General features: G+C 58.8%; 26 protein-coding genes. 10 read left to right on the top strand and 16 right to left on the bottom strand.

The window, feature by feature from the left end; translation table 11 throughout:
• Positions 1 to 157 precede the first annotated feature (157 nt).
• Positions 158 to 1,498 (top strand): DEAD/DEAH box helicase, encoded by a 1,341-nt coding sequence (locus JFT81_RS12355; RefSeq protein ID WP_007914470.1) that lies wholly within the window; start codon positions 158 to 160, stop codon positions 1,496 to 1,498.
• Between the two features lie 62 nt (positions 1,499 to 1,560).
• Here JFT81_RS12355 and JFT81_RS12350 read toward each other — a convergent pair whose 3' ends face one another.
• The 4 genes from JFT81_RS12350 to JFT81_RS12335 form a co-directional block, all read right to left on the bottom strand.
• Complete coding sequence (locus JFT81_RS12350) at positions 1,561 to 2,160, bottom strand: hypothetical protein (RefSeq protein WP_201227527.1); 600 nt, start codon at positions 2,158 to 2,160, stop codon at positions 1,561 to 1,563.
• Positions 2,161 to 2,172: 12 nt separating this feature from the next.
• Positions 2,173 to 2,757 (bottom strand): papain-like cysteine protease family protein, encoded by a 585-nt coding sequence (locus JFT81_RS12345; protein WP_201227526.1) that lies wholly within the window; start codon positions 2,755 to 2,757, stop codon positions 2,173 to 2,175.
• A gap of 261 nt (positions 2,758 to 3,018) precedes the next feature.
• Positions 3,019 to 3,294: a hypothetical protein gene (locus JFT81_RS12340; protein WP_201227525.1), complete on the bottom strand. Its 276-nt coding sequence runs from the start codon at positions 3,292 to 3,294 to the stop codon at positions 3,019 to 3,021.
• Between the two features lie 80 nt (positions 3,295 to 3,374).
• The gene (locus JFT81_RS12335; RefSeq protein WP_201227524.1) at positions 3,375 to 4,109 is read right to left on the bottom strand and encodes a thioredoxin family protein; all 735 of its coding nucleotides are present in this window, start codon (positions 4,107 to 4,109) and stop codon (positions 3,375 to 3,377) included.
• A gap of 174 nt (positions 4,110 to 4,283) precedes the next feature.
• Here JFT81_RS12335 and JFT81_RS12330 point away from each other — a divergent pair, with 174 nt between their 5' ends.
• Complete coding sequence (locus JFT81_RS12330; RefSeq protein ID WP_201227523.1) at positions 4,284 to 4,676, top strand: transcriptional regulator; 393 nt, start codon at positions 4,284 to 4,286, stop codon at positions 4,674 to 4,676.
• Positions 4,677 to 4,791: 115 nt separating this feature from the next.
• Here JFT81_RS12330 and JFT81_RS12325 read toward each other — a convergent pair whose 3' ends face one another.
• The 3 genes from JFT81_RS12325 to JFT81_RS12315 form a co-directional block, all read right to left on the bottom strand.
• A complete protein-coding gene (locus JFT81_RS12325; RefSeq protein WP_201227522.1) occupies positions 4,792 to 5,661 on the bottom strand; it encodes a DUF6279 family lipoprotein in 870 nt (289 codons plus the stop codon).
• A 77-nt stretch (positions 5,662 to 5,738) separates the two neighbouring features.
• Positions 5,739 to 6,455: a TorF family putative porin gene (locus JFT81_RS12320; protein ID WP_201227521.1), complete on the bottom strand. Its 717-nt coding sequence runs from the start codon at positions 6,453 to 6,455 to the stop codon at positions 5,739 to 5,741.
• A gap of 206 nt (positions 6,456 to 6,661) precedes the next feature.
• A complete protein-coding gene (locus tag JFT81_RS12315) occupies positions 6,662 to 6,850 on the bottom strand; it encodes a hypothetical protein (protein WP_016985943.1) in 189 nt (62 codons plus the stop codon).
• Between the two features lie 340 nt (positions 6,851 to 7,190).
• On the opposite strand from JFT81_RS12315, the gene JFT81_RS12310 reads away from it, so the two are divergent.
• The 3 genes from JFT81_RS12310 to JFT81_RS12300 all read left to right on the top strand — a co-directional run bounded on the left by JFT81_RS12310 (position 7,191) and on the right by JFT81_RS12300 (position 9,721).
• A complete protein-coding gene (locus tag JFT81_RS12310) occupies positions 7,191 to 8,027 on the top strand; it encodes a S1-like domain-containing RNA-binding protein (protein WP_201227520.1) in 837 nt (278 codons plus the stop codon).
• A 114-nt stretch (positions 8,028 to 8,141) separates the two neighbouring features.
• On the top strand, positions 8,142 to 8,546 hold the full coding sequence (locus tag JFT81_RS12305; RefSeq protein WP_201227519.1) for a DUF2177 family protein: 405 nt from the start codon (positions 8,142 to 8,144) through the stop codon (positions 8,544 to 8,546).
• A gap of 242 nt (positions 8,547 to 8,788) precedes the next feature.
• On the top strand, positions 8,789 to 9,721 hold the full coding sequence (locus tag JFT81_RS12300; RefSeq protein ID WP_201227518.1) for a DMT family transporter: 933 nt from the start codon (positions 8,789 to 8,791) through the stop codon (positions 9,719 to 9,721).
• Here JFT81_RS12300 and JFT81_RS12295 read toward each other — a convergent pair.
• Positions 9,666 to 10,847 carry an MFS transporter gene (locus JFT81_RS12295; RefSeq protein ID WP_201227517.1) on the bottom strand — a complete coding sequence of 394 codons (1,182 nt, stop codon included), beginning with the start codon at positions 10,845 to 10,847 and terminating at the stop codon, positions 9,666 to 9,668. The genes JFT81_RS12300 and JFT81_RS12295 overlap by 56 nt on opposite strands.
• Positions 10,848 to 10,951: 104 nt before the next feature.
• On the opposite strand from JFT81_RS12295, the gene JFT81_RS12290 reads away from it, so the two are divergent.
• Together JFT81_RS12290 and JFT81_RS29585 are read left to right on the top strand one after the other, a co-directional pair.
• The gene (locus tag JFT81_RS12290; RefSeq protein WP_201227516.1) at positions 10,952 to 11,845 is read left to right on the top strand and encodes a LysR family transcriptional regulator; all 894 of its coding nucleotides are present in this window, start codon (positions 10,952 to 10,954) and stop codon (positions 11,843 to 11,845) included.
• A 142-nt stretch (positions 11,846 to 11,987) separates the two neighbouring features.
• Entirely contained in the window at positions 11,988 to 12,116 is a 129-nt protein-coding gene (locus JFT81_RS29585; protein ID WP_003184145.1) for a PA1414 family protein, read from the top strand.
• 222 nt (positions 12,117 to 12,338) lie between these two features.
• Here JFT81_RS29585 and JFT81_RS12285 read toward each other — a convergent pair whose 3' ends face one another.
• The 6 genes from JFT81_RS12285 to speB form a co-directional block, all read right to left on the bottom strand.
• Positions 12,339 to 12,587, bottom strand: coding sequence for an acyl carrier protein (locus JFT81_RS12285; RefSeq protein WP_201228090.1), 249 nt, complete (start codon positions 12,585 to 12,587; stop codon positions 12,339 to 12,341).
• Between the two features lie 41 nt (positions 12,588 to 12,628).
• Positions 12,629 to 13,354, bottom strand: a complete 726-nt coding sequence (locus JFT81_RS12280) for an MBL fold metallo-hydrolase (protein ID WP_201227515.1) — start codon at positions 13,352 to 13,354, stop codon at positions 12,629 to 12,631.
• Between the two features lie 85 nt (positions 13,355 to 13,439).
• Positions 13,440 to 14,819: a sodium:solute symporter gene (locus JFT81_RS12275; RefSeq protein WP_201227514.1), complete on the bottom strand. Its 1,380-nt coding sequence runs from the start codon at positions 14,817 to 14,819 to the stop codon at positions 13,440 to 13,442.
• A 153-nt stretch (positions 14,820 to 14,972) separates the two neighbouring features.
• The gene (locus tag JFT81_RS12270) at positions 14,973 to 16,475 is read right to left on the bottom strand and encodes a cytosine permease (RefSeq protein WP_201227513.1); all 1,503 of its coding nucleotides are present in this window, start codon (positions 16,473 to 16,475) and stop codon (positions 14,973 to 14,975) included.
• 55 nt (positions 16,476 to 16,530) lie between these two features.
• Positions 16,531 to 16,953 carry a nuclear transport factor 2 family protein gene (locus JFT81_RS12265; protein ID WP_201227512.1) on the bottom strand — a complete coding sequence of 141 codons (423 nt, stop codon included), beginning with the start codon at positions 16,951 to 16,953 and terminating at the stop codon, positions 16,531 to 16,533.
• A gap of 10 nt (positions 16,954 to 16,963) precedes the next feature.
• A complete protein-coding gene (gene speB / locus JFT81_RS12260) occupies positions 16,964 to 17,914 on the bottom strand; it encodes an agmatinase (protein ID WP_201227511.1) in 951 nt (316 codons plus the stop codon).
• A 395-nt stretch (positions 17,915 to 18,309) separates the two neighbouring features.
• On the opposite strand from speB, the gene JFT81_RS12255 reads away from it, so the two are divergent.
• Complete coding sequence (locus tag JFT81_RS12255) at positions 18,310 to 19,203, top strand: LysR family transcriptional regulator (RefSeq protein WP_007956593.1); 894 nt, start codon at positions 18,310 to 18,312, stop codon at positions 19,201 to 19,203.
• 5 nt (positions 19,204 to 19,208) lie between these two features.
• Positions 19,209 to 19,805: a DTW domain-containing protein gene (locus tag JFT81_RS12250; protein WP_201227510.1), complete on the top strand. Its 597-nt coding sequence runs from the start codon at positions 19,209 to 19,211 to the stop codon at positions 19,803 to 19,805.
• 148 nt (positions 19,806 to 19,953) lie between these two features.
• Here the strand turns inward: JFT81_RS12250 and JFT81_RS12245 are convergent, their stop codons facing one another.
• Positions 19,954 to 21,315, bottom strand: coding sequence for an HlyD family type I secretion periplasmic adaptor subunit (locus JFT81_RS12245; RefSeq protein ID WP_201227509.1), 1,362 nt, complete (start codon positions 21,313 to 21,315; stop codon positions 19,954 to 19,956).
• A 391-nt stretch (positions 21,316 to 21,706) separates the two neighbouring features.
• Here JFT81_RS12245 and JFT81_RS12240 point away from each other — a divergent pair, with 391 nt between their 5' ends.
• Positions 21,707 to 21,910 carry a hypothetical protein gene (locus JFT81_RS12240; RefSeq protein WP_201227508.1) on the top strand — a complete coding sequence of 68 codons (204 nt, stop codon included), beginning with the start codon at positions 21,707 to 21,709 and terminating at the stop codon, positions 21,908 to 21,910.
• A gap of 143 nt (positions 21,911 to 22,053) precedes the next feature.
• Here the strand turns inward: JFT81_RS12240 and JFT81_RS12235 are convergent, their stop codons facing one another.
• Positions 22,054 to 24,213, bottom strand: a complete 2,160-nt coding sequence (locus tag JFT81_RS12235; RefSeq protein ID WP_201227507.1) for a type I secretion system permease/ATPase — start codon at positions 24,211 to 24,213, stop codon at positions 22,054 to 22,056.
• Between the last annotated feature and the right edge of the window lie 217 nt (positions 24,214 to 24,430).

Here is a 24,430-nt window from a genome sequence, read left to right as displayed (position 1 = left end):
GATTAGAGCATTTAAGCCGCTGTGTATTACCGTAAGAGACAAATCGAGCAACAAAAAAGCCACTGATTACGTCCGTTTGTATAAAGAAACTCGGCCTGAGCGCTCGAAACCGGTAACCTATGCAGCTGTTTTTTTGCATATCTTCGAGGTAGCACCCGTGTTTTCCCAATTCGCCCTGCACGAACGCCTGCTTAAAGCTGTGGCCGAGCTGAAATTTGTCGAGCCAACGCCTGTGCAAGCCGCGGCCATTCCGCTGGCGCTCCAGGGGCGTGATCTGCGGGTGACGGCGCAAACCGGTAGCGGCAAAACCGCCGCTTTCGTCCTGCCGATCCTCAATCGCCTGATCGGCCCGGCCAAGGTTCGCGTCAGCATCAAGACGCTGATCCTGCTGCCGACCCGCGAGCTGGCCCAGCAAACACTGAAGGAAGTTGAGCGTTTCTCGCAGTTCACCTTCATCAAGTCCGGCCTGATCACCGGCGGCGAAGACTTCAAGGTGCAAGCAGCGATGCTGCGCAAAGTGCCGGACATCCTCATCGGTACCCCGGGCCGGATGATCGAGCAACTGAACGCCGGCAACCTCGACCTGAAAGAAGTCGAAGTGCTGGTGCTCGACGAAGCCGACCGCATGCTCGATATGGGTTTTGCCGAAGACGTCCAGCGTCTGGTCGACGAATGCCCGAACCGTCAGCAGACCATGCTGTTCTCCGCGACCACTGGTGGTTCCGGCCTGCGCGACATGATCGGCAAGGTGCTGAACAACCCTGAGCACTTGCAGCTCAACGCAGTCAGCCAACTGAACTCGACGACCCGTCAGCAGATCATCACCGCCGACCACAACCAGCACAAAGAACAGATTGTGAACTGGCTGTTGGCCAACGAGACCTATCAGAAGGCCATCGTGTTCACCAACACCCGCGCCATGGCCGACCGTATCTACGGCCGTCTGGTGGCTCAGGAATACAAAGCGTTCGTGCTGCACGGCGAGAAAGACCAGAAGGATCGCAAGCTGGCGATCGACCGTCTGAAGCAGGGCGGCGTGAAAATTCTGGTTGCCACCGACGTGGCGGCCCGTGGTCTGGACGTTGATGGCCTGGATCTGGTGATCAACTTCGACATGCCACGCAGCGGCGACGAATACGTACACCGTATCGGTCGTACCGGCCGCGCCGGCAATGACGGTCTGGCGATCTCGCTGATCTGCCACGGCGACTGGAACCTGATGTCGAGCATCGAGCGCTATCTGAAGCAGAGCTTCGAGCGCCGCACCATCAAGGAAGTCAAAGGCACCTACGGCGGACCGAAAAAGGTCAAGGCCTCGGGCAAAGCCGTTGGCGTGAAGAAGAAAAAGACCGACGCCAAGGGCGACAAGAAGAAAACCGCCGCCAAGACGCCGACCAAGCGCAAGAGCGCCAACCGTCCCAAGCCTGACTCGTTGGTGAGCAGCGACGGCATGGCGCCGCTCAAGCGCCGCAAGCCGGCAGAGCCTGCGGCTGAGTAAGTCGTTTCAGGCACACAGAAAAAACCCGGACAGTGTCCGGGTTTTTTTATGGCCGGGATTTGTCAGCTCCCGAGTAGCCCGCTGGTGTCGGCGTCAAAGCGTTGCCTGGCTTTGTCAGCCGCCGGTTTCAACAGCGCGAGCAGCGCCGCTTCGCTGTACAACCGGGTGCCGCCTAATTCCTTGGGCGTCGGCTCGATTGGAATCAGCACATCTTCACCGTCCGCGTGCAGCCAGATCACCACAACGTGCAGTGCCGACACAAACAACACCCGCAGTTCCACGGATTTGCCGTGCAATTGCGGCGATTGCTCGGCCAGTTTCAGCGCACCGACTGTTGCGGCGGCGTGCGTCCCGTGGTTCAGCGAGGCGAACTCGACATGGCCGCGGACCTCGGCCAACTGCGCATCGGCAATCGTCACACCGTCGGCAAACACCAGGTAATGCCAGTCGCCGATCCGCGCATCGTGCAGACCTTTGCCTTGGCTCAAGTCATCGAGGCTGAGCGAATAACCGCGATAGGCTTCGCTCAGGCTGATCTTCGCCGGCGCAGCGCTGGCAAACTGGCGATTGGCACCAAAGCCTTGGGTTTGCAGTGCGGCTTGCAGCGCAGGACGCAGGGTCTGTACGCCGTTGGAAGGCGCCTTTGGATAAGTCAGTTGCATGATGTCGCCCTCCTAGTTTTTTGCGGTGAAGTAAGTGTTGGTCCAGTTGCCGCCGCCGTTGTACGAACCGGGGAACGAATTCAATGCACGCGTCGAATAGCCGTAGATCGAGTCCGCCACCAGTACGTAGTTGCCGTTGGTGCCGTAGATCGTCAGGAAGTGCGCGCCGCCGCCATACCAGGCACAACGCAGGCCGACAGGGCGGCCCATGTTGATCTGGTTCTGGATGGCCGACATCTGCAACGAACCCTGATTCATGCCGTTGTAGCTGCGCGTGGTGCGCAGGGCGGTATCCAGATAGCCGTAGACGTTGCACGGCCCCGGTTGATTGCAGCAGTTGCGGTTGAGCTCCGAGCTGGCAACACCGCACTGAGTCCAGTTCCCTGTGCCGTAATAGTTGCCGACCGAAGCGGAAACGGCCGCCCAGCACCAGTTGGTCTGGGTTTGTTGCTGCATGCTGAAGTTGAGGCTGCTGGCAGCCAATGCGCTAGCGTGTTCAGCGGCTTCGACCTCGATCAGTTGCGCGTCGAGCAGATGGCCGACAAGACACCTTGGCAGGGTTTCGCCAGTAAATCGGGTTGCTTCATTGGTTAACATTTTTTCAATCCTCCATGAGTGAAAACAAGCGTCCAGCTTGTGTGGGTGTTGCGCTGTTGCTGAGCGATCGGTGTTCAACGGTTGCCATCTTCGATGGCCGGTGCCGATCTCCTTGCTCGAAGTAACCGTAGTCATGGATATGCGTTTGTGCAAATAAATAAATGCATTTATGCATTTTCAGGGTCAAAAGGTCGCAACCTTCGGCAGGTCCTACAGGGCGATGTAGGACCTGCCGAAGGCTGCGATCTTTTGATTTTGCTGTTAGCCCTCGGTCTTCTTCTCTGCGGAATCCAGCTCTTTCAACCGCTGATCAATCAACTGGCACTTGTCCGGCAAATCCGCACTGGCGGTGCCCAGATCCATCTTCTGTAGTTCTGCGTTGATTTCCTTGGCCTTGGTCGGGTTCTGCTCGGTGAGCTTGGCGACTTCCTTGGCCAATTGTTCACGTTTGGCGGTGGCCTCTTCTGGCGTACAGGCCCAGACGGGCAGGGCGCAGGCGAGGGTGGCGGCGAGGGTCAGTTTGATCAGGGTTTTCATGGGATGGGCCTCAGTTCCGGTTAAGGCGGGTTAACCGGTTGAGGCCTTTAAGCGGGCAAAAGTTCAGTAATGTCGGGGCATCAACGACCCTGGCAACAATTGGATTTTGTCGCTCCCTCATAGCGGTCATGGTGCCGAACCCATTCCATGATCTCGTCCTCATTTCTGCCTTTCGGCGTGAGGTCGAGAAAGTTGTAGGCCCCGACCAACATGTCCAGTCCTCGGGCGTAGGTTGAGTAGGTGTGGAAAATCTCACCGTTGTCATTGCGATAAAACACACTCAGCCCCGGCATTTCTTCCTCGGCGCTGTCAGTTTTTTCGTAGTTGTACGTAGCCTTTCCGGCCTCTGCGTCCTCAGCCTTGGCGCACACGCCAAAGTCGTAGTTAAAATCGGAATCGGCTGACGACAGCCAATCGAACTTCCAGCCCATCCGCCGTTTAAAGTCCTGAAATTCGTTGAATGGCGCGTGAGAAACCGCAACCACCGCAATATCGTGATGCGCCAGATGTTGATTGGCGCCGTCGATGTGGTCGCTGAGGAACGAACAACCCGGGCAACCTTCTTCCCAGTCCTTGGCAAACATGAAGTGGTAAACCACCAACTGACTGTGTTCGCCGAACAGATCGGCCAGCCTCATTTCAGTGTCTGGGCCCTGGAAGCGGTAGTCCTTGTCGACTCTCACCCATGGCAGCGCGCGCCGTTCGGCGCTGAGGCGATCACGTTCCCTGGTGAACGCTTTTTCGTTGGCCAAGTGTTGTTTGCGGGCGGCGAGCCATTCTTCGCGCGACACCACCGGATGATTCTCAACGTTCATGATGATTTCTCCTGCGGGTTGAAACCGTCTGTTTCAGACTAGTCGTTTAACCCTCAGGCCAATCGACAGACCGCCGGTCGGTCGCTGGTAACAATGCGGCTGAACGGCTGCGCAAGGCTCCGGTCACAACCTATGTATGCGCCATTAATCACGCGCACCGGAGGTTGAATCAGGATGACGACTTATAACTGGGATTTGATTGAGCGCTTGCTGCACGAGGTGCAGAACAGCGCGGGCCACAGTTTTGCCCCTCGCGCGTATGCCGAGGACTATGCAGCGGAGAAAGCCAGCGCCGGCGAGCCGATCGAGAATCTGGATCATCTGAAAACGCTGGCCTGCGATTATGAAAGGTTGCTGCTCTTGCGCGGCTATATCGCACCGCGTCCGGATGAAGAGGGCAGCACGGGAAACAATTTTGTGCTGACGGCGCGTGGATCGAGCTTGTTGAGCCTGATCGACAGCAGCATTCCTGGCAATGATCACCCGCGTCAGGTGCTGGATGAGCAGGCCGATGCGCTGGATGAGTCGACGTTTGATGTGGTGGCCTCCAAAGCCCAAATCGCCTGATCCCAGAGGATCCTGTAGGAGCAAAGCTTGCTCGCGAAAGCGCCATCAAATTCAATAGTTTCATTGAATGACACGCCGCTTTCGCAAAAAAGCTTTGCTCCTGCAGATCGCTGGATTACGGGGATTTGCTGGCTTTCAGACACTTGAGGTCATTAAAGTCCTTGCGTACGCCATCAATCTTCTTCAACAACCGCTGACGCTGTTGCGGCGTACTTTCCGCCATCAGGTCGACCGCCAGCGCGCGTGCTTGCGCTTCGGTGTTGGCGTAGGCCTTCTGGTATTCCGGTGTCCATAAACGTTCGCGATTAACCAGAAGCGTCTCGATTCTCTGTGGGAATTCAGGGCTCTTGCGCTGTGCAACCGCGGCACTGAATTGCTTCTGCCAATGCGCACGGTTGGCGATCCACTGGGTGTTTTGATCGCCCAACGCTGTTGACCATGCCATCACGCGTTGTTCCTGGGTCGCGCTCAAAGGCCCGAGCCAGTCATTCAAGCGTTTAACCATGCGTGCGCCGCGCTCGGCGATTTGTTCTGTCAGTGGCGGATTGACGTAATCCTGCTGACGCTTGCGCAGATCCTTGGCAAACGCGTCATTCATCTCGGCAACCTGTTTGTCATCCAGCCCTTGCAGCAGTTCGATTGCCGAAGGGGTGATTGCCTGGGCGGTTTCGGCGATGGCTTGTTTGGCTTCCGCAGTACGCGCCTGGAGCGCGGCGTCGGTTACCTGATTGGTTTCGACCATGGTCTGCAAACGATCCAGCCAATCCAGATAACCCGGCAGTTGCGTGGTGCAGTGCCAGCTCAGGTGTTCCTTGAGGCGTTCGTTGAACCAGTCTTTTTGCTCGCCATGCATATCCACATAGTCGCTGAGCGTCCAGGGAATGATCACGTCGAGGTTACGGTAGGCCAGCCCGACGCGACTGCAAGCGCCGAGGGCGAGGGTGAACAACAGCAGAGCGGCAATGTGCTTGAACCAGCGAGACATGAGCGAATCCTTGCGGTGGCCTGGCTTCGAAGATCTGATTCTTATGTGATGCAGGATGCGCGCGGCAGTTCAGCCAATCAATAGAATGCGCGTACGGCCTTGAGGGTGACGAGGCCGTCACACTGGCTGTTGTGCCCGGAATAGGCCGAGCAATCGCTGCCGCTGAGGCTGGAGTTGCTGTAGATCAAGTCGAGATCGACGCCCATGAACGGTCGTGACAATTGCACTGACCAATCGGTGAAGCTGCTGACATAACCACCGTCCACCGCTACCGGAGTGTTCAGTTGATGGGTGGTGTATTTCATGCTGACACCGATGCCGAACGGCTGGTTACCGCCAAGGTCGGCGAACAAGGTGTTGTTCTGTTTATCCGGATCGTTGCTCAAAGCCACGCCGAAGCGGCTGCCGAGCAGCGTCAGGCCACCGAACAGTTCCTGGCTGTCGAGGGTTTCGACGCTCGGGTAGCTGTAGTGGATCATCCCGACTTCATAGCCAAGGGTTTGATCGAAGGGCTGTTTAAAGCCGACGTAGGAATCTATTTCGAGGTTTTTGCCTGGCGTGATACCCATGCTCGGTGCGTACTGGCCGACATAGAGGCCGCTGTCGTGGCTCAGGTCGAGACCGCCGTGGAACGAGCCGGCCGCCGCCGGTTTGACCAGACCCTGGGCCATGCTGCGCGTCGGCGTGGTGCCGAGTTTGAGGTCGAAATCGCCGAGTTCACGCTGGAAAATTTGCGCGTGCGCGGTCGTGCCTGTCAGCAGGCCTACGAGCAATAAACAGGAAGTTTTGCGCATGCGTCACTCCATGAACAGCGAGCACAGGCCGGTGAGCCTGTTGAAACGCTTGATCTAGACGCGTGCAAGGATACCGGCGAATGATCGGCATTGATGGCCGTTCGTCGATTTACAAGGATTTTTGTTTAAAACGGGAGGGGATTGCGCGGTGCCAGTCCAGACGCTTCGAAGCTCAAAGCGCCTCTGGACGGGTGTAAAACCGGGTGTTACTTTTTGCCCAGGCTAATCTGCTTGGACGGGCCGAACGTCTGGCCACTGACGCCTTTGGCAATTTGCTGGATCTCGCCGCCGGACTTGAGGAACGCTGCGATCTGATCGTTGATCGATTCGCTGGTTTCAACGGCTGGAGCTGGCTTTGCTTTGCTGGTGGATGCTTTTACACGCATGGCGGCCATTAACCTGTAGAAAAGTAACTCGGCCAGGCATCGTACAGTAATAACTTGACAATTGCTTGGTAAATATCCCCCGGAATAACCCACCGCGTTGCTGCATTATTCTCGATTCAATATTCGCAATATCCGCCTAACCTGCTGTTTTAAATAACAACATTTATGTTCTGAAGCGCAGGCATGAGCTGAAATCACCCCTTGCGTCGGTCTGACGAGCGGCACCTTGGGCATCGCCCACCAAGGAAAATCACAGCGTCGCGCAGAATTTCCACAGCGCAAGGAACTGCCAGCCAACGTTCCCGGCAAAAACGGGTAGAATGCCGCCCACGTAATGAGGGTTCTGGAAATGGCTTTAGTCGGGCGTTACAACAGTTTGCAAGTGGTTAAACACACTAACTTCGGTTTATATCTGGACGGCGGTGCCGACGGCGAAATTCTTTTGCCCAACCGTTATATCCCTAAAGATATTCCCAGCGAAGATGAAGATTGGCTCAACGTTTTTGTTTATCTGGACAGCGAAGACAAACTTCTCGCCACCACAGAAAAACCAAAAGTACAGGTCGGCGAATTTGCCAGTCTGAAAGTTGTTGAAGTCAACAGCATCGGTGTGTTCCTCGATTGGGGGCTGCCGAAGGATCTGTTGCTGCCGTATTCCGAAGAAAAACGCCAGATGACCGCTGGCGAGTACTGCGTGGTGCACGTCTACCTCGACAAACACACCCGCCGCATCACCGCGACGGCGCGTCTGGATCGCTACCTCGACAAGACCCCGGCCAATTACAGCCAGGGCCAGGAAGTTGACCTGCTGGTTGCCGAAGCCACTGACATGGGTTTCAAGGCGATCATCAACAACAAGCACTGGGGTTTGATCCACAAGAACGAAATCTTCAAGTTCATGCGTGCCGGCATGATCGAGAAAGGCTTCATCAAGGAAGTGCGCGCCGACGGCAAGATTGCCCTTAGCCTGCAACCGGTAGGTCAGGAAGCAGCCAGCAGCCTGAACTCGAAGATCCTCGCCAAGTTGCGCGAGAATGACGGTTCGTTGCCGGTCAGCGACAAAAGCGATCCGGCGTTGATCAGCAGCCTGTTCGGCGTCAGCAAGGGCAACTTCAAGAAGGCCATCGGTTCGCTGTACAAGGAAGGCAAGATCGTCATTCACGCGGATCGCATTGAACTAAGCTGATGCGCACCGGCCCCATGTAGGAGCTGCCGCAGGCTGCGATCTGTTGATCTGGTTTATAAGATCAAGGTCAAAAAGATCGCAGCCTGCGGCAGCTCCTACATTGAGGGCTGTGTGATGAAAAGAATGCTGATGGCTTACGTGGCCACGCTGGTGACGTTTCTTCTGCTTGATGGCATCTGGCTCGGCCTGTTGATGGCGCCGACCTATCGCGAACTGCTCGGTTCGCTGATGCTCGAAAAACCGCTGCTGGTGCCCGCAGCGGTTTTTTATTGCCTGTATGTTTTTGGTTGTGTGCAGTTCGTGGTGCTGCCGGCGCTGAGCTGGCAGCGCGCGGCGAAGATGGGCGCGTTGTTGGGGCTGGTAGCGTATGGCACGTATGACCTGACCAATTGGGCGACGTTGCGCGGCTGGTCGGTGCAGGTGACGGTGCTGGATTGGGCTTGGGGCACGTTTGCCACTGCTGTGGCGTGTACCGTCGGGTTTTTGGTAGCGAAACGGTTTGGCAGGTCTGATCTGTAACGCGTGTTGGCAGTACCGGCCTCTTCGCGAGCAGGCTCGCTCCCACAGGGAAACGCGATCAAACTGTGGGAGCGAGCCTGCTCGCGATTGGCGGCGCAGCCGACAGCCATTCAGCGCTGACGCCACTGACGAACTAAATGTCTTTTCCAGACGGCTTTTTCCGCCCGAGTCATTGATAATCCTCGACACTGATTTCTGACCATTGGATGGCCTGCCATGTTGTGTGTGTTCGAGGTGTTGCGGTGAGTATCGAGCGGCGTAATGCCGACAGTTTTGCCTTGCAGGTGATGGTCGGCCTCTGCCTGATCTGGGGCGTGCAGCAAGTAATGATCAAATGGGCGGCGCCGGACATTGCACCGGTGATGCAAGCGGCGGCGCGCTCGGGGATTTCCGCGCTACTGGTCGGGTTGCTGATCTGCTGGAAGGGCGGCTGGGATCAGGTTGGCAATACCTGGCGCGGCGGCTTGCTGGCCGGTGCGCTGTTCGGTCTGGAATTCTTCTTCATCTCTGAAGGCTTGCAACTGACCACGGCTGCGCACATGTCGGTGTTCCTCTACACCGCGCCGATCTTCACCGCATTGGGCGTGCATTTTCTATTGGCCAGCGAACGCCTGCGACCTTTGCAATGGCTGGGCATTCTGCTCGCGTTCATCGGTATCGCGATTGCCTTTGCCGGAGGTGTGTCGTGGGACAACCTTGACCGGCGCATGTTGCTGGGCGATGCCTTTGGCGTGCTGGCCGGCGCCTGCTGGGGCGCAACCACGGTAGTGGTGCGCGCTTCGCGTCTGTCGGACGCGCCGGTGACGTTGACCCTGTTTTATCAATTGATTGTCGGTTTTGTCGGCCTGCTGTTGATCGCATTGTTCAGTGGTCAGATCAGCCACGTCAGCCTGACCACCATGGCGGTGGCCAGTGTGCTGTTCCAGGGGCTGGTGGTGTCGTTCTTCAGTTACCTGGTCTGGTTCTGGCTGCTGCGGCGTTATCTGGCGGCGAATCTGGCGGTGTTTTCGTTCATGACCCCGCTGTTCGGCGTGACCTTCGGCGTCTTGCTGCTGGGCGAGCAGTTGAGTCTGAACTTCGTGATCGGCGCCGTGTTGGTGTTGCTCGGCATCACGTTTGTCAGCGCCGAGCAATGGGTACGTCGACGTTTGCGCAAGGCGCTCGGCCAGCAGTAACCGACTGCATTGCCAGGCCGCCGGCAATCAGCAAGCCGCTGCCGGCGATCAGCAAGGCCGGGTGCAGGCTTGCGCTGTAATGAGTGCTCAGCGCAGCCAAGAGCGGGCCGCTGAGCTGGCCGACGGCGAAGCAGGCGGTGAGCATGCCGGCATTACGTTGTGTGGCGTGGGGCGCCAGTTCCCGCGAGCGTTGCATGACCAGTTGCATGCAGGCCAGGAATGGCGTGCCGCAGAGGATTACGCCGAGTGCCAGGCCCCAACCGCTGCTCAGCAGGCAGGCAAAAACACCGGCCGCTTGCAGCCACAACGTCGCCATCAACCAGTGACGCGTGGTCTGCGGATCGTGGCGGCGCAGGCTCACCAATAGCACCCCGATGGCCGCGCACAGGCCGAAGCTCGGCCAGAACAGATCTGCCTGCCATTGCCCGTGAAATTGCGCGTTGGCCATCTGTGACAGGAACGTTGCCGGGATGATGTAGCCGACGCCGTACAGGGCGTAGATCACCGCCAGCCGAGCGATGCCACGATTCGACGGACTGACGGCCACTGCCGCAACTGCCTTGGTGGCAACTGGTTGCGGCAGGAGGCGCCAGACCCCCAGCATCATCACCAATGCGGCTGCTGCATAAATCAGCCACAGCGTCGCGGACGTCTGGTTCAGCAGATGTGAGACCAGCGCCAGCAACCCCGTCAGAAAAATCCCCATTCCCGGCCCGGCAAATACCAGCGCCCCAAGTCGTGGACGACCCGCTGCCGCAGCCAGCGGCTGACTCAGCGTCGTAATCATCACCACCACCCAGGCACTCGCGACCCCAGTACCGAAGCGCAGCAGCAGATGCGACCAAAACCCATTGGCCCAGAACGACGCCAGTGTCAGTAACACGCACAACCACAAGCCGCCATGCAGGCGTCGCTGCACTTGCTGAGGACGGCGCGCGAACATCGCCTCCACTGCGCCAATCAGATAACCGAGGTAGTTGGCCGCCGCAATCAGACCGGCGGCCGTCAGGTCGAACTGGCCTTCGCTGAGCAGGTGTGGCATTTGCGGTGTGAGGGCGAAACGGCCGATACCCATGGCCAGCATCAGGGCCACGAAGCAGGCGGATAAGCGAATGACGGGTGACATGGTGCGAATTCCGTAAGGGCTTCAATGACCATTAGGCTAGGACTGATTGACTTTCTTTAAAATTGAATAATAGTGAGTAACTTGTTCTGTTATGGAGAAAGCTTGTGGAATTCAGCCAACTGCGGATTTTTCAGGCCGTGGCCGAGGAAGGCTCGATCACCCGTGCTGCCGAACGTTTGCATCGGGTGCCGTCGAATCTGTCGACGCGGCTCAAACAGCTGGAAGAGCAACTGGGTGTCGAATTGTTCGTCCGTGAACGTCAGCGTTTGCAGTTGTCGCCTGCGGGAAAAGTCCTGCTGGACTACACCGGCAAGTTGTTCGCGTTGCGTGATCAGGCCAGTGCGGCAGTGATGGGCGGGCAGCCGGCGGGGGATTTCGTGCTGGGTACCATGTACAGCACGGCGGCGATCCATTTGCCGGCGTTGCTGGCGCGCTATCACAAGCAGTATCCGGCGGTGAATCTGCAAGTGCAGTCGGCACCCAGTGGGGAGTTGCTCGAAGGCCTGCTGACCGGGCGCCTTGATGCCGCACTGGTCGATGGCCCGCTGGAGTTGGCCGGCCTCGATGGCGTGCCGTTGTGCGAGGAGCGACTGGTGCTGATCACTGAAATTGATCATCCGCCGGTTCGCAGCGCCCGAGATGTAGAAGGGCGTTCGGTGTTCACTTTCCGCCGGGGCTGCTCCTATCGCATGCGCCTCGAAGCCTGGTTTGCGCATTACCACGCGGCAATGGGTCGGGCGATGGAGATCGAGTCGTATCAGGGCATGCTTGCCTGCGTGATTGCCGGCAGCGGCGTGGCGCTAATGTCCGAGTCGATGCTCGCCAGTCTGCCGGGGCGCGACAGTGTCGCAGTGCATCCGTTGGCCGAACCATTTGTGGGTGCGACAACGTGGCTCATGTGGCGCAAAGGCATGGTCGGCGCCAACCTCAATGCCTGGGTTGAGGTGCAACAAGCTGTCTATCCTGCGGCTCAGATCGAAACCCGCGAAACCGCCTGAACCAATGCCGGCGAACTCTGTTCAATTCAGTAACAGATCATTGCGGATTTGGCCGAGCATTGCGTAGGACTTCGGACTATTATCAGTGCGAAGCGGCCTCAGAATTCCGGCCGCTCAGCACCACCCTGAAGGGGGCATGACGATGAAAGAGAAAATTCAAAACTGGCTGCACGATTTAGGTGTTGCCCTTGGCTTGATCGAACCGCCTCTGCAACCTGTACCGATCCGCACCGATGACGAGCAGCGTCGGCGCCAGCCTCGTCGGCGGTAGGCACACGTAAGCATCAGGTGAATGGGGTTATTTGTGGCGAGGGGATTTATCCCCGTTGGGCTGCGCAGCAGCCCCATTCGCAGCAATCACATTCTTACAGGTCGAACCGGGTTTAATAGTTTTGGGGCTGCTTCGCACCCCAACGGGGCGGTGCGACGGTTCGCTGAATCCCCTCGCCACGGGGATCTCCAACATCCTGAGGGATGTATTTGGCATTCCTTCTCAATGCTGTCCAATCTCAATTAAAAACCGACTCAAGTCATTCGCGGTCTTCGCGGTCTTGAGCATGCGGTCCTCTTCTGCGGTGAACGCCGTCAGTCCGAATTCATCTTCAAGATGAAAGATCAGATCCTCGATATCCGCTTTTTCCAATCCCAACTGCACCAGGCTGGTGTGGTCATTGAATTCGCGGTTTTCCAGCAGGCGCCGGATGAATCGGTGCACGGCGGCACGCACGGCAGCTCTTCTCATGACAAATAATTCATTGTTGTTTCGACTGATTACAGCAGGCCTCAGGCGTGTCTGCGCAACCATTCGTCAATCATCGAGCGCAAACGTCCACCGGAGAAACTGCCGAAATGCCCGCCATGCACCGTCCGAATCGGTAACGCCTGTAAACGGCGCAAACTGGCCGCGTAGTCATCCAGATTGGAATGGTAGGCGTCCTCGATCAACGGCCCGTCGTAAATGATATCGCCGCTGAACAGGGTTTCAGTCGCCGCTTCATACAGGCTGATACCACCCGGCGAATGGCCCGGCGTGTGCAGCACCTGCAGCGTGCGATTGCCCAGATCGAGCACATCACCGTCCTCGACGAAACCGGTCGCCGGCGCAGCCTTGACCCGGTATTCGGCGTAGCACAACGGGCAATCCGGGTGCGCCTCAAACATGTCATCGCCGACGAACGCACGGCTCAAATCATTCTCACCGTCGGGCGCCGCAAGAATGTCCGCTTCGGCGCGATGCACCAGCCGTTCAGCAAATTCATGATGACCGGCGATATGGTCGAAGTGGCAATGACTGGCGACTGCCACCAGTGGTCGTCCGGTAATCCATGGCAATTGTTCGCGCAGGCTGACCAGCCCCGAACCGCTGTCGAGCAACAGGTCTTTGTCGCGTCCCTGAACGTGCCAAAGGTTGCAGCGGTAGAACGGGCGAATGTACGGCTCGTGAATCAGCCGAATGCCATCGCTCAGGTGTTGCACTTCAAACCACTGATCGCGAGAAACGATCTTCATAAATCATTTTCTCCAGACGAAAAAAACGGGTGTGGCAACCGACGCCACACCCGTCGAAGAAAGCATCAAGTCGTTACATCAAAGCTTAGATCGCACTCGCCACCGTCGCCGGGCGAGGGGAGACCAGACTCACCACCACAAAACTCACCAGACTTACGGCCAGGCTGTAGTAGATCGGTGTGTTGGCATCCAGGCCGTCCTTGAACATGAACAGCAGCGCGGTGGCGAAACCCAGGCCCATGCTGGCGATGGCGCCGGCAGTGGTCGCGCGTTTCCAGAAGATCGCCCCGATCAGCGGGATCAGCATGCCGCCCACCAGCAGGTTATAGGCCAGGGTCAGAGCGCTGATGACGTCGTTCACCACCAGCGCGATGCCCAGCACGACGACGCCGGTCAGCAGGGTGAACAGGCGGTTGATGCGCAGGCTCGACTGTTTACCGCCGCGCAGTTTCGGCAGCAGGTCTTCGGTCAGAGTGGTGGCCGCCGCCAGCAGGCCGGCGCTGGCGGTGGACATCATCGCGGCCAGTGCAGCAGCGATCACCAGACCACGGATGCCGTCCGGCAGCGACAGTTTGACGATGGCGGCAAAGGCGTTGTTGACGTTGTCCAGATCCGGGATCAGTACGTGTGCTGCCATGCCGATCAGGGCGCAGGCCAGACCGTAGAGGATGCAGTAGACACCTGCGAAGCTGCCGGCGTATTTGGCGACTTTTTCATTCTTGACGGTGAACACCCGTTGCCAGATGTCCTGGCCGATCAGGATGCCGAAGAAGTAGATCATGAAATAGGTGATGATCGTGTCCCAGCCGATGGTGGTGAAGTTGAAGGCGGCTGCCGGCAGCTTCAGCACCAGTTCGTCCCAACCGCCAACGCGGTACAGGCAGATCGGCAACAGGATGAACATCAGGCCTACGGTCTTGATCACGAACTGGACGATGTCGGTCAGGGTCAGCGACCACATGCCGCCGATGGCCGAGTAGATCACCACCACGCCACCGCCGAGCAATACCGACACCCAGAACGGCAGACCGAACAGCACTTGCAACACAGTGCCGATGGCGAGGATCGAGGTCACGCCGATCATCAGTGCGTAGGCCAGCATGATCGCCGCGCTCGCCGAGCGAGCCATCGGGTTGTAGCGTTTTTCCAGCACCTGGGTAACGGTGTAGATCTTCAATTTCAGCAGTGGTTTGGCGAGGAACAGGTTCAGCGCAACGATGCCGCAACCCAATGCTGCGCACAGCCAGAAACCGGAGATGCCATGCACATAACCCAGACGCACGGTGCCGACGGTGGACGCGCCACCCAGTACGGTCGCGGCCATGGTGCCCATGTACAAGGTCGGGCCGAGGTTACGACCGGCAACCAGAAAGTCTTCGTTGGTCTTGGCCTTGCGCATGCCGTAATAGCCAAGAATCAACATCGCGGCGGCGTAGATGAGTACGACGAATAAATCCAAAGCCATGATGGCGTGTCTCCGATTGTCTTTTTTATGTTGAGGCCAAATTCGATTTCTGTAGGAGCAAGGCTTGCCCGCGACAGGCGCGCCGCGTTCTATCAGGCTGACCGCGTTATCGTTTTTCGCGGGCGAGCCTTGCTCCTACAGGTCATGCGTAAATCAGGCGGCCTGGCGCAGTTCAGGTTTTTCCAGGGCTTGGCTGCGGGCATCCTTCGGGCCGAACACTTCGCGCGGTTCCGGGAACAGGCTCAACAGCGTCAGGTACACCACCGAAGCCAGGCCCAGGGTCACCGGCAAACTGATGTCGATGCCACCCGCCATCTCGCCCAGTGGGCCGACAAATTGCCCCGGCAGATTGACGAAGCACAGGCCGACTGCCGCACTCGGGATCCACGCGCCCAGACCACGCCAGTTCCAGCCGTGGCTGAACCAGTAGCGTCCGCCTTGTTCGCCGCGAGTAAACACTTGCAGGTCATCCGGGCAGTAGAAGCCGCGACGCACCAGCAGACCGATGATCATGATCACCATCCATGGCGTAGTGCAGGTGATGATCAGCACCGCGAAGGTCGACACGCTCTGCACCAGGTTCGCTGCAAAGCGCCCGATAAAGATGAAGGCAATCGACAGTACGCCGATCAGCAGCGTCGCTTTCACGCGGGACAGCACGCGCGGGAACACGCTGGACATGTCCAGCCCGGTGCCATACAGCGAGGTGGTGCCGGTCGACATGCCGCCGATCACCGCAATCAGGCACACCGGCAGGAAGAACCAGCTTGGCGACACCGCCAGCAAACCACCGACATAGTTGTTCGCCGCGATGTAGTCCGGTGCCTTGATCGCGACGATGGTCGCCGTGGTCAGGCCGAACAGGAACGGGATGAACGTAGCGATCTGCGACAGCACAACCGCCGCCATGATGCGTTGCTTGGAAGTTTCACGCGGGATGTAACGCGACCAGTCGCCGAGGAACGCCCCGAAGGAAATCGGGTTGCTCATCGCCACCAGCGCAGCGCCGATGAACGCCGCCCAGAAGCCTGGCTGACCGAGGCTGACGGTGCCAGCGTAGTGCGCGTCGAAAGGACCGGCGAAGGCGAAGATGCCCAGCAGGAACAACAGGCTGGCGCTCCACACCGCGATCTTGTTCACCCACAGCAAAAAGCGGAAGCCGTAGATGCACACGGTCAGCACCAGGATCGCGAACAGGCCGTAGGCCAGGCCCAGGGTCAGGTCGGTTTCCGGCAGACCGATCAGGCGTTTCGCACCACCGATCAGCGCATCCCCCGAACTCCACACCGAGAGCGAGAAAAACGCGATAGCGGTCAACAGCGACAGGAACGAGCCGACGATCCGCCCGTGCACGCCGAAGTGCGCACCGGACGACACGGCGTTGTTGGTGCCGTTGAGCGGGCCGAACAGGCCCATCGGTGCGAGGATCAGCGAGCCGAGCAACACGCCCGACACAATCGCCCAGACGCCGGCCTGAAAAGACAGACCGAACAGCACCGGGAAACTGCCGAGCACGGCGGTGGCAAAGGTATTCGAACCACCGAAGATCATCCGGAACAAATCCGTCGGGCCTGCGGTGCGTTCGTTGTCCGGGATCTGCTCGACCCCGTGGGTTTCAATTTGCGTAAGGCTTTGGTCGTTGTTGTTGTTATTCATGATCTGCTCCGATCATAAAGGCGCGTTCATCGTGCGTGAACGTCACCTGTCTTGGCTAAGGGGATGGCAGCCCTTCCGGCATTGCGGATAAATGTTCGTGGCAGGCCAGCCAATGGCCTTGTTGTTCTAGGCTCGACGCTTGTTTCTTGAAAACAATCGTCTCGCGCTCCTGGCTGAAGTGTTGCTCCCCTTGCATGCGCAGCTCGGTGGCCACGTCATGGATGAAAATCGCCACGTCACCTTGCAGGCTGACGAAGGCGTTGCTCGAGGTGCACGAGAGCACCTCGAAGCCATCCTCGGCGCGCCAGTTGTCCCACAAGGCCTGATAGGCATCGCGCGACAGCAAAGGCTGTTCGAGGGTGTAGAAGACGAAGCTCGCGTCGGTGCTGAATGCACCGAAGTAAGCGTCGCGATCGTTACGGGCGAAGGCGGCTACCAGCTCGGCGGCCGCGTGCAAAACCTGATCACGTTCGTTCATGACCCAACCCTCAGCGGTGGACCACGCCTGGCAGTACGCAGAGCATTTCGTACAGCAGGTTGGCGGCCAGCAGCGAGGTGTTACCGGTGGTGTCGTAAGCGGGCGAGACTTCTACCAGATCGCAACCGATCAGGTCGAGGCCTTGGCAGCCACGGACGATTTCAATCGCCTGAATGGTCGTCAGACCACCGATTTCCGGGGTGCCAGTGCCTGGCGCCCAGGCCGGGTCGATGCCGTCGATGTCGAAGCTCAGGTACACCGGACCGCCGCCGACTTTCTCGCGGACTTCGGCCATCAACGGCGCCAGCGACTTGTGCCAGCACTCTTCGGCCTGCACCACGCGGAAGCCCTGATCGCGGCTCCAGTTGAAGTCATCGGCGGTGTAGCCCTGCGCACGCAGACCAATTTGCACGACGCGGTTGCAGTCCAGCAGGCCTTCTTCGACGGCGCGACGGAAGGTCGTACCGTGAGCGATTTTCTCCCCGAACATGTGATCGTTGACGTCAGCGTGGGCATCGATGTGTACCAGACCGACCTTGCCGTGCTTTTTATGAATGGCACGCAGGATCGGCAGGGTGATGGTGTGGTCGCCACCCAGGGTCATCGGGATCACGTTGTGCTCGAGGATGTTGTCGTAGGCTTCTTCGATGATGCGCACGGCGTCGAGCAGGTTGAAGGTGTTGATCGCCACGTCACCGATGTCGGCCACCGCCAGCGAGTCGAACGGCGCAGCGCCGGTGGCCATGTTGTACGGGCGAATCATCACCGATTCGGTGCGGATGTCGCGTGGCCCGAAGCGTGTGCCCGGGCGCAGCGAAGTACCGATGTCCAGTGGCACGCCAACGAAGGCAGCGTCCAGACCGGCAGCAGTGGGTACGTGTGGGAGTCGGAGCATGGTGGCGATGCCGCCGAAGCGCGGCATTTCGTTGCCGCCCAGTGGTTGGTGAAGAATCTTGTCCACGGGTAAGGCCTCATCGTCTTTGTTTTATTTATGTCGGCGCACCGTTCAGCAAAGGTTCGGACGCCGCTGTGGGGCCGATAATGCGAAATGTAGTGCGGCGAAAGAATCGCTACGGACAAAAACTTAGTTCAGATTTTTCTAAACTAATGGTGGTGGGCGGATTAGACTTTGCGCTCTTGGGATTCTGGCCTGGCTGAACAATGACGCGCCTCACCGCAGCCCTCTCCCAGAGGGAGAGGGGGCCGACCGAGTTGTTGGCGGAATCTGCATCGACCTGAAAAATCGAGTCGAACTCAGGATTTGAAAGCCTTGGAGATCAGCTCCCTCTCCTCGGGGAGAGGGCTGGGGTGAGCGGCTTTTCCTATAGACACACAGTGGCAAAGCCTGGAGTAGACATGGCCAACGCTTTACCCGACCTGAAACTATTACGCATCTTCGTCAGCGTCGTGCGCCATCAGGGTTTCGCCAACGCGCAGCAGGAACTCAACCTGTCGACCTCGGCGATCAGCACCTACATGAGCCAGCTCGAAGCCGCGCTTGGGCTGGTGCTGTGCCATCGCGGGCGTGGCGGGTTCAGCCTGACCAGCAAAGGTGAACTGTTCCATCAGGAAACCCTGCGCCTGCTCGCCGAACTCGAAGGCTTCGAGCAATACGCCGCCGCGCTCAAGGGCGAACTGCGCGGCACGCTCAACCTCGGCGTGATCGACTCCACGGTCAGCGACAAGGCCCTGCCGTTCGCCGAAGCCATCGGCGCCTACAGCCAGGAACACCCGGCGGTGCATTTGCATTTGTCGGTGATGAGCCCGTATGAGCTGCAACTCGGTGTGCAGGACAACCGCCTCGATCTGGCCATCGGCGCGTTTTCCACGCGCATGAGCGGTCTGGTCTACATGCCGCTGTACCGTGAGCAGCACTGGTTGTATTGCAGTAGTCGGCATCCATTGTTCAATGAACGGCGCATTCCAGAGCAGGTCATCACTCAGCAACGCATGGTCGGGCGCGGTTACTGGAGCCAGGCGGAACTCGCCCGGCACGGCTTCAAACACAGCGCCGCGACCGTGGAAAGTATGGAGGCGCAGCTGATTCTGGTGCTGTCCGGGGCCTATATCGGTTATCTGCCGGAGCACTACGCTCAGGCATGGGCCGACAAGGGTGATTTGCGGGTTTTGTTGCCAGCGACATTTGGCTATCAGGCACCGTTTTCGATGATCATGCGCCGCGGTCGTAGCCGTGAGCCGCTGATCCAGACCTTCCGTGATTTGCTCAAAGCACAGCTCAATCAGGCCTAAGAACGATGCCCAGAATTCAATGCCCGCGCTGCCTGCGCCCACAAACCCATTGCCTGTGCCCGCTGATCCCGAGCCTCGACAGCCGCACACGGGTGCTGCTGTTGCAGCATCCGAGCGAGGTCAATCATGCGTTGAATACGGCGCGGTTGGCGGCACTCGGGTTGACCAATGCCGAACTGATTGTCGGTGAAGTGTTCGAGGATTTGCCGACGTTGCTGAACCGGCCGGGGTATCGGGCGCGGTTGTTGTTCCCGGCGGACGATGCGCAGCCGATGCAGGCTTACACCGAATCTGCTGAGCCGCTGTTGCTGGTCGTGCCGGACGGCACGTGGCGCAAGGCGCGCAAGATGCTGCACCTCAATCCGCTGCTGGCGGCGTTGCCACGGGTGACGCTGACCGAGGGGGGCATATCGCGCTATCGATTGCGCAAGGCTCCGGGGCCGGGAGCGTTGTCGACAATTGAGGCGATTGTGCAGGCGCTGGAAACTCTCGAAGCGCCGACGACGTTTGCGCCGTTGCTGAAGCCGTTCGAGGCATTGATCGAGGGGCAGATTGCGGCGATGGGGGAGGAGACCTTTCAGCGTAATCATGGCGATAAATAATTGCTGAAGCGGCTGGCCTCTTCGCGAGCAGGCTCGCTCCCACATTTGATCGAAGGTGGGCACAAACTCTGTGTTCACCTCACATCCCCTTGTGGGAGCGAGCCTGCTCGCGAATGCGTCAGATCTATCTATGCACTGTTCGCAGTGTCTATCGTTCGCGCATCGCCTCGGTCCGTGCCTTCAGCACTGGTTTCAGCAGATAATCCAGGACACTTTTCTCCCCGGTAATAATATCCACCGTCGCCACCATCCCCGGAATGATCAGCAACGGTTTCACGTCCCCGCCCAAATGGTTTTTATCGGTCCTGACCTGAATCAGATAGAAGCTGTTGCCCTTGTCGTCAGTAATCGTGTCAGCGCCGATCAGCTCAAGCTTGGCGCTCAGCCCACCGTAAATCGTGTAGTCATAAGCACTGAACTTGACCATGGCTTTCTGACCTGGATGCAGGAACGCGACGTCCTGCGGCCGCACCTTGGCTTCAATCAACAAATTGTCTTCCAGCGGCACGATTTCGACCATGTCACTGCCCGGCTGAACCACGCCGCCGATGGTGTTGACCTTCAGTTGCTTGATCACGCCATGCACCGGCGAAGTGACGGTTGTGCGGCTGACTCGGTCGTCGATGGCGATGCTGGAAGCGGTGATTTTCGACAGGTCGGTGCGTTTCTGATTGAGGTCCTTGGCCGCGTCGGAGCGGAAGGTCTGTTCCGATTCGTCGATTTTGCTCTTGATCTCGTTGATCGCCGATTCCGCACGGGGGATCGCCAGTGTCGTCGCGTTCAGCGAGCCACGAATTTCCACCGCGCTGCGCTTGAGCCGCAGGATTTCCACTGGCGATACCGCGCCCGTGCCGACCAGCGGCGCCGACATGTTCATCTCTTGCTGCAGCAACGCGAGGCTGGAGCTGAACTGGCCTTGCTTGGAGCGAAATTCGGCCAGCTCCTGAGTTTTCTGGCGCAGTTGTTCGGTGAGGGTGCGTTGCTCACTGGCCAGCCGGCGCTGGCGCTGGTCGTACAGCGCCCGTTCGTCTTCGGCGACCTGTGGCGCCTTGGCGACCACCTCGTCAGACAGCTTGAACGGACGTCCCTCGGCTTCGGCGGAGAGGCGTTCAACCTGCGCGGTCAGCGCATAGCGATCGGCCTCGCTTTCACCCTTGTTCGACAGAAAACGCGTGTCATCCAGGCGCAACAGCTTGTCGCCCTTGTTCACCATCTGCCCTTCACGCACGAAGATTTCGGTAACGATGCCGCCCTCAAGGTTCTGGATCACCTGGACCTTGCTCGATGGAATCGCCTTGCCTTCGCCCATGGTCACTTCTTCGAGCACGGCGAACTTGGCCCAGACCAGCGCGCTGATCAGCAACGCCGCCGCCAGCCACACGGTAACGCGCGACCAGCGCGGCGAATCCTGCAACGAGGCGCCGGCAGTTTCCGGCATGAACTCGGCCTCGGCGCTTTTGCCGAAGCTGTCGAAGTAGCCGCGTGATTTGCTATCTGAAGAAGCCGACATGGGGCGATACCCCTCAATTAAGAAAAATCAAACTGCATGACAAACCAGTGACCCATACGCTTCCCAGTGACCAGAAAGCTTCCCTGTGGGCCAGAGAATTTCCCAGTGACCAGAAAACTTCTCTGTGGCCAGAGAGTTTCCCAGTGACCAGAAAACTTCTCTGTGGCCAGAGAGTTTCCCAGTGACCAGAAAATTTCTCTGTGGCCAGAGAGTTCCCAGTGACCAGAAACTTTTCTGTGGCCAGAGAGTTTCCCCGTGGCGAGGGGATTTATCCCCGTTGGGTTGCGCAGCAGCCCCAAAAATCTCATGGGCGCTGCGCACCCAAACGGGGATAAATCCCCTCGCCACAGGTTCTGTGCAGGCCACATGCTCTGTGCAGGACACAGGTTTTGTGCAGGAAACAGGTTCTGTGCAGGACACAGGTTTTGTGCAGGAAACAGGTTCTGTGCAGGAAACAGGTTCTGTGCAGGACACAGGTTTTGTGCAGGAAACAGGTTCTGTGCAGGACACAGGTTTTGTGCAGAAAACAGGTTCTGTGCAGGACACAGGTTTTGTGCAGACCACAGGTTTTGTGCAGGAAACAGGTTCTGTGTAGACACAGTTTTGTGAAGGCCACAGGTTCTGTGTAAACACAGGTTTTGTGCAGACCACAGGCTCTGTGCAGGCCACAGATTCTGTGTAGCCACAGGTTCCATGCAAACCATTGGGTTGGTGAAAGCCATGATCATGTGTACGCATCTACACCGCCGCCGAGCCGACGCGGCCCTTGCGCAGTGCATCGATGACCGCGTCTTTCGGGCCGTCGGCGACGACACGACCGTTGTCCAGCACCAACAGCCGATCCACCAGGCTCAGCATCGAGGTGCGGTGGGTGACCAGCAGCAGGGTTTTGCCTTGTACCCAGTCATGCAGTTTCTGCCGCAGTTGGTCTTCGCTGCTGTTGTCCATGGCGCTGGTCGGTTCGTCGAGCAGCATGATTGGCGGGTCGAGTAGCAGCGAGCGCGCCAGCAACACCGCTTGGCGTTGCCCCCCGGAGAGCAGTTGCCCACGTTCGCCCACCGGCCGGTCGAAACCTTGCGGATGCTGGCGAGCCAACTCGGTGACACCGGTCAGCTCCGCCACTTCGAGCATGCGTGAATCGCTGATGTAGCGCGCACCGAGGGTCAGGTTGTCGCGCAGGCTGCCGGCCAGCAGCGGCAGGTCGTGGGCGACGTATCCGATCTGCTGGCGCAGGTCGGCGACATCCAGTTGCCGCAGGTCAAGACCGTCGAGCAGCAACTGGCCTTCTTCGGGTTCGTAGAAGCCCATCACCAGTCGCGCCAGGGTGCTTTTGCCCGAACCACTGCGGCCGATGATGCCGACCCGCTCACCCGGTTTGAGGCTGAAACTGACATTGCTCAGGGCCGGCGCATTCTGGCCGTTGTAGTGAAAAGTCACGCCGCTCACGTCCAGAGCGCCTTGCAGTTGTGTGCGTTCCAGCGGTCGCTGTTTGCCGTCGCGCTCTTGCGGCAGCGACATCAGCGCATCGGTGCTTTTCATGGTCAGTTGCGCTTGCTGGTAACGGGTGATCAGCCCGGCGATCTGCCCCAGCGGCGCGAGTACACGGCTGCCGAGCATGTAACTGGCGACCAGTGCGCCGACACTGAGGTTGCCGGCGATGATGCTGTAAACCCCGGCAACAATCGTCGCCATCCCGGAAAACTGCTGAATGAACAGTGTGCCATTGGTCGCCAGCGCCGACAGATTGCGCGCGTGGCTGTCGAGGCGGGTGAGGGCGCCGTGGGTGCTTTCCCATTTGTGCTGACGCTCGCTTTCGGCGCTGCAAGCCTTGAGGGTTTCCAGCCCGCCGAGGGTTTCGATCAGCACCGCCTGACGTTCGGCGCCCAGGCTCAGGCTCTTCTGTACGGTGTCGCGCAGACGCACTTGAATCGCCAGCGCGAAGATGATGGTGATCGGAAACGCCAGCAGCGGAATGACCACTAGCCAGCCGCCGAGCAAACCGATCACCACCAGCATCAGTACAACAAAAGGCAAGTCGATCAGGCTGGTCAACGTCACCGCTGTCAGAAACTCACGCAGGCCCTGGAAGTCATGAATGCTCTGCGCGAAACCGCCGATGGTCGCCGGCCGTGCCTTCATCGACATGCCAGTGATGCGTTCAAACAACGTCGCAGAAAGAATCACATCGGTTTTCTTCCCGGCGGTGTCGAGCAAGTGCGCGCGCACCACCCGCAGCACCAGTTCGAAACCGGTGCCGATGAGCAGGCCGATCGACAGCACCCACAGGGTCGACGTGGCTTGATTCGGCACCACGCGATCGTAAGTCTGCATGACGAACAGCGGCACCATCAGGCCCAACAGGTTGATCAGGAAACTGGCGAGTATCGCGTCGCTGTAGAGCCATTTCGATAGCTTCAAGGTGTCGCGAAACCAGGCATGCACGCGGGGTACCAGCGGCGAACGGAGGTCTTCGAGTTCATGCCGGGGCCGAGCGAACAGCGCCTGGCCGCTGTAGTGTTCGCTGAGTTCGTCGCGGCTGACCCATTGCTCGCCGCCATCGGCTTCACTGGGCAGGATCAGCGCTTTGCCGTCATCGCCAAAACGCCGCAATACGGCGGTGCGACCGTCGTTGAGCAATAACAGGATCGGCAGATTGAGTGGCGAGATGTCTTTCAGTTCGCGGCGCAAAATCCGCGCCTGCAAACCGGCCCTGGCGGCGGCGCGGGGCAGCAGGTCGAGGCTCAGGCGTTGTTTGTTCAACGGCAGCCCGGCACTCAGGCTGGCACGACTGACCGTCGCGCCATGGAGTTTGCAGAGGATCAACAGACCGTCGAGTAACGGATCATCGAAGCTCAGCCGCGGATCGACCCCGGAGTGGCCGGGTTCCATGCTGGTCATATTGATCGCCTCTGTTGGACTGGCTCGAGTATCCACACATCACCCCTGTAGGAGCTGCCGCAGGCTGCGATCTTTTGATCGTTCCCACGCCGCGCGTGGGAACGCCTCTAGAGACGCTCTGCGTCCCGTGACGCGGAGCGTCACTGGCTACATTCCGGAGCTAGGGAACGCTGAAAAACATCAAAAGATCGCAGCCTTCGGCAGCTCCTACATAAAG

Origin of the sequence: Pseudomonas sp. TH43 (assembly GCF_016650635.1) — a bacterium.
GTDB lineage: Bacteria > Pseudomonadota > Gammaproteobacteria > Pseudomonadales > Pseudomonadaceae > Aquipseudomonas.
This window is presented reverse-complemented; position numbering and strand designations above follow the sequence as displayed.

Coding starts and splice junctions, on each gene's coding strand:
- JFT81_RS12350 (WP_201227527.1), bottom strand. CDS start 2,160: ATGCAACTGACTTATCCAAAGGCGCCTTCCAACGGCGTACAGACCCTG.
- JFT81_RS12255 (WP_007956593.1), top strand. CDS start 18,310: ATGGCCAACGCTTTACCCGACCTGAAACTATTACGCATCTTCGTCAGC.
- JFT81_RS12270 (WP_201227513.1), bottom strand. CDS start 16,475: ATGAATAACAACAACAACGACCAAAGCCTTACGCAAATTGAAACCCAC.
- JFT81_RS12235 (WP_201227507.1), bottom strand. CDS start 24,213: ATGACCAGCATGGAACCCGGCCACTCCGGGGTCGATCCGCGGCTGAGC.
- JFT81_RS12265 (WP_201227512.1), bottom strand. CDS start 16,953: ATGAACGAACGTGATCAGGTTTTGCACGCGGCCGCCGAGCTGGTAGCC.
- JFT81_RS12285 (WP_201228090.1), bottom strand. CDS start 12,587: ATGAGAAGAGCTGCCGTGCGTGCCGCCGTGCACCGATTCATCCGGCGC.
- JFT81_RS12280 (WP_201227515.1), bottom strand. CDS start 13,354: ATGAAGATCGTTTCTCGCGATCAGTGGTTTGAAGTGCAACACCTGAGC.
- JFT81_RS12310 (WP_201227520.1), top strand. CDS start 7,191: ATGGCTTTAGTCGGGCGTTACAACAGTTTGCAAGTGGTTAAACACACT.
- JFT81_RS12295 (WP_201227517.1), bottom strand. CDS start 10,847: ATGTCACCCGTCATTCGCTTATCCGCCTGCTTCGTGGCCCTGATGCTG.
- JFT81_RS12275 (WP_201227514.1), bottom strand. CDS start 14,819: ATGGCTTTGGATTTATTCGTCGTACTCATCTACGCCGCCGCGATGTTG.
- JFT81_RS12305 (WP_201227519.1), top strand. CDS start 8,142: ATGAAAAGAATGCTGATGGCTTACGTGGCCACGCTGGTGACGTTTCTT.
- JFT81_RS12330 (WP_201227523.1), top strand. CDS start 4,284: ATGACGACTTATAACTGGGATTTGATTGAGCGCTTGCTGCACGAGGTG.
- JFT81_RS12325 (WP_201227522.1), bottom strand. CDS start 5,661: ATGTCTCGCTGGTTCAAGCACATTGCCGCTCTGCTGTTGTTCACCCTC.
- JFT81_RS12335 (WP_201227524.1), bottom strand. CDS start 4,109: ATGAACGTTGAGAATCATCCGGTGGTGTCGCGCGAAGAATGGCTCGCC.
- JFT81_RS12345 (WP_201227526.1), bottom strand. CDS start 2,757: ATGTTAACCAATGAAGCAACCCGATTTACTGGCGAAACCCTGCCAAGG.
- JFT81_RS12250 (WP_201227510.1), top strand. CDS start 19,209: ATGCCCAGAATTCAATGCCCGCGCTGCCTGCGCCCACAAACCCATTGC.
- JFT81_RS12245 (WP_201227509.1), bottom strand. CDS start 21,315: ATGTCGGCTTCTTCAGATAGCAAATCACGCGGCTACTTCGACAGCTTC.
- JFT81_RS12340 (WP_201227525.1), bottom strand. CDS start 3,294: ATGAAAACCCTGATCAAACTGACCCTCGCCGCCACCCTCGCCTGCGCC.
- JFT81_RS12315 (WP_016985943.1), bottom strand. CDS start 6,850: ATGGCCGCCATGCGTGTAAAAGCATCCACCAGCAAAGCAAAGCCAGCT.
- JFT81_RS12320 (WP_201227521.1), bottom strand. CDS start 6,455: ATGCGCAAAACTTCCTGTTTATTGCTCGTAGGCCTGCTGACAGGCACG.
- JFT81_RS29585 (WP_003184145.1), top strand. CDS start 11,988: ATGAAAGAGAAAATTCAAAACTGGCTGCACGATTTAGGTGTTGCCCTT.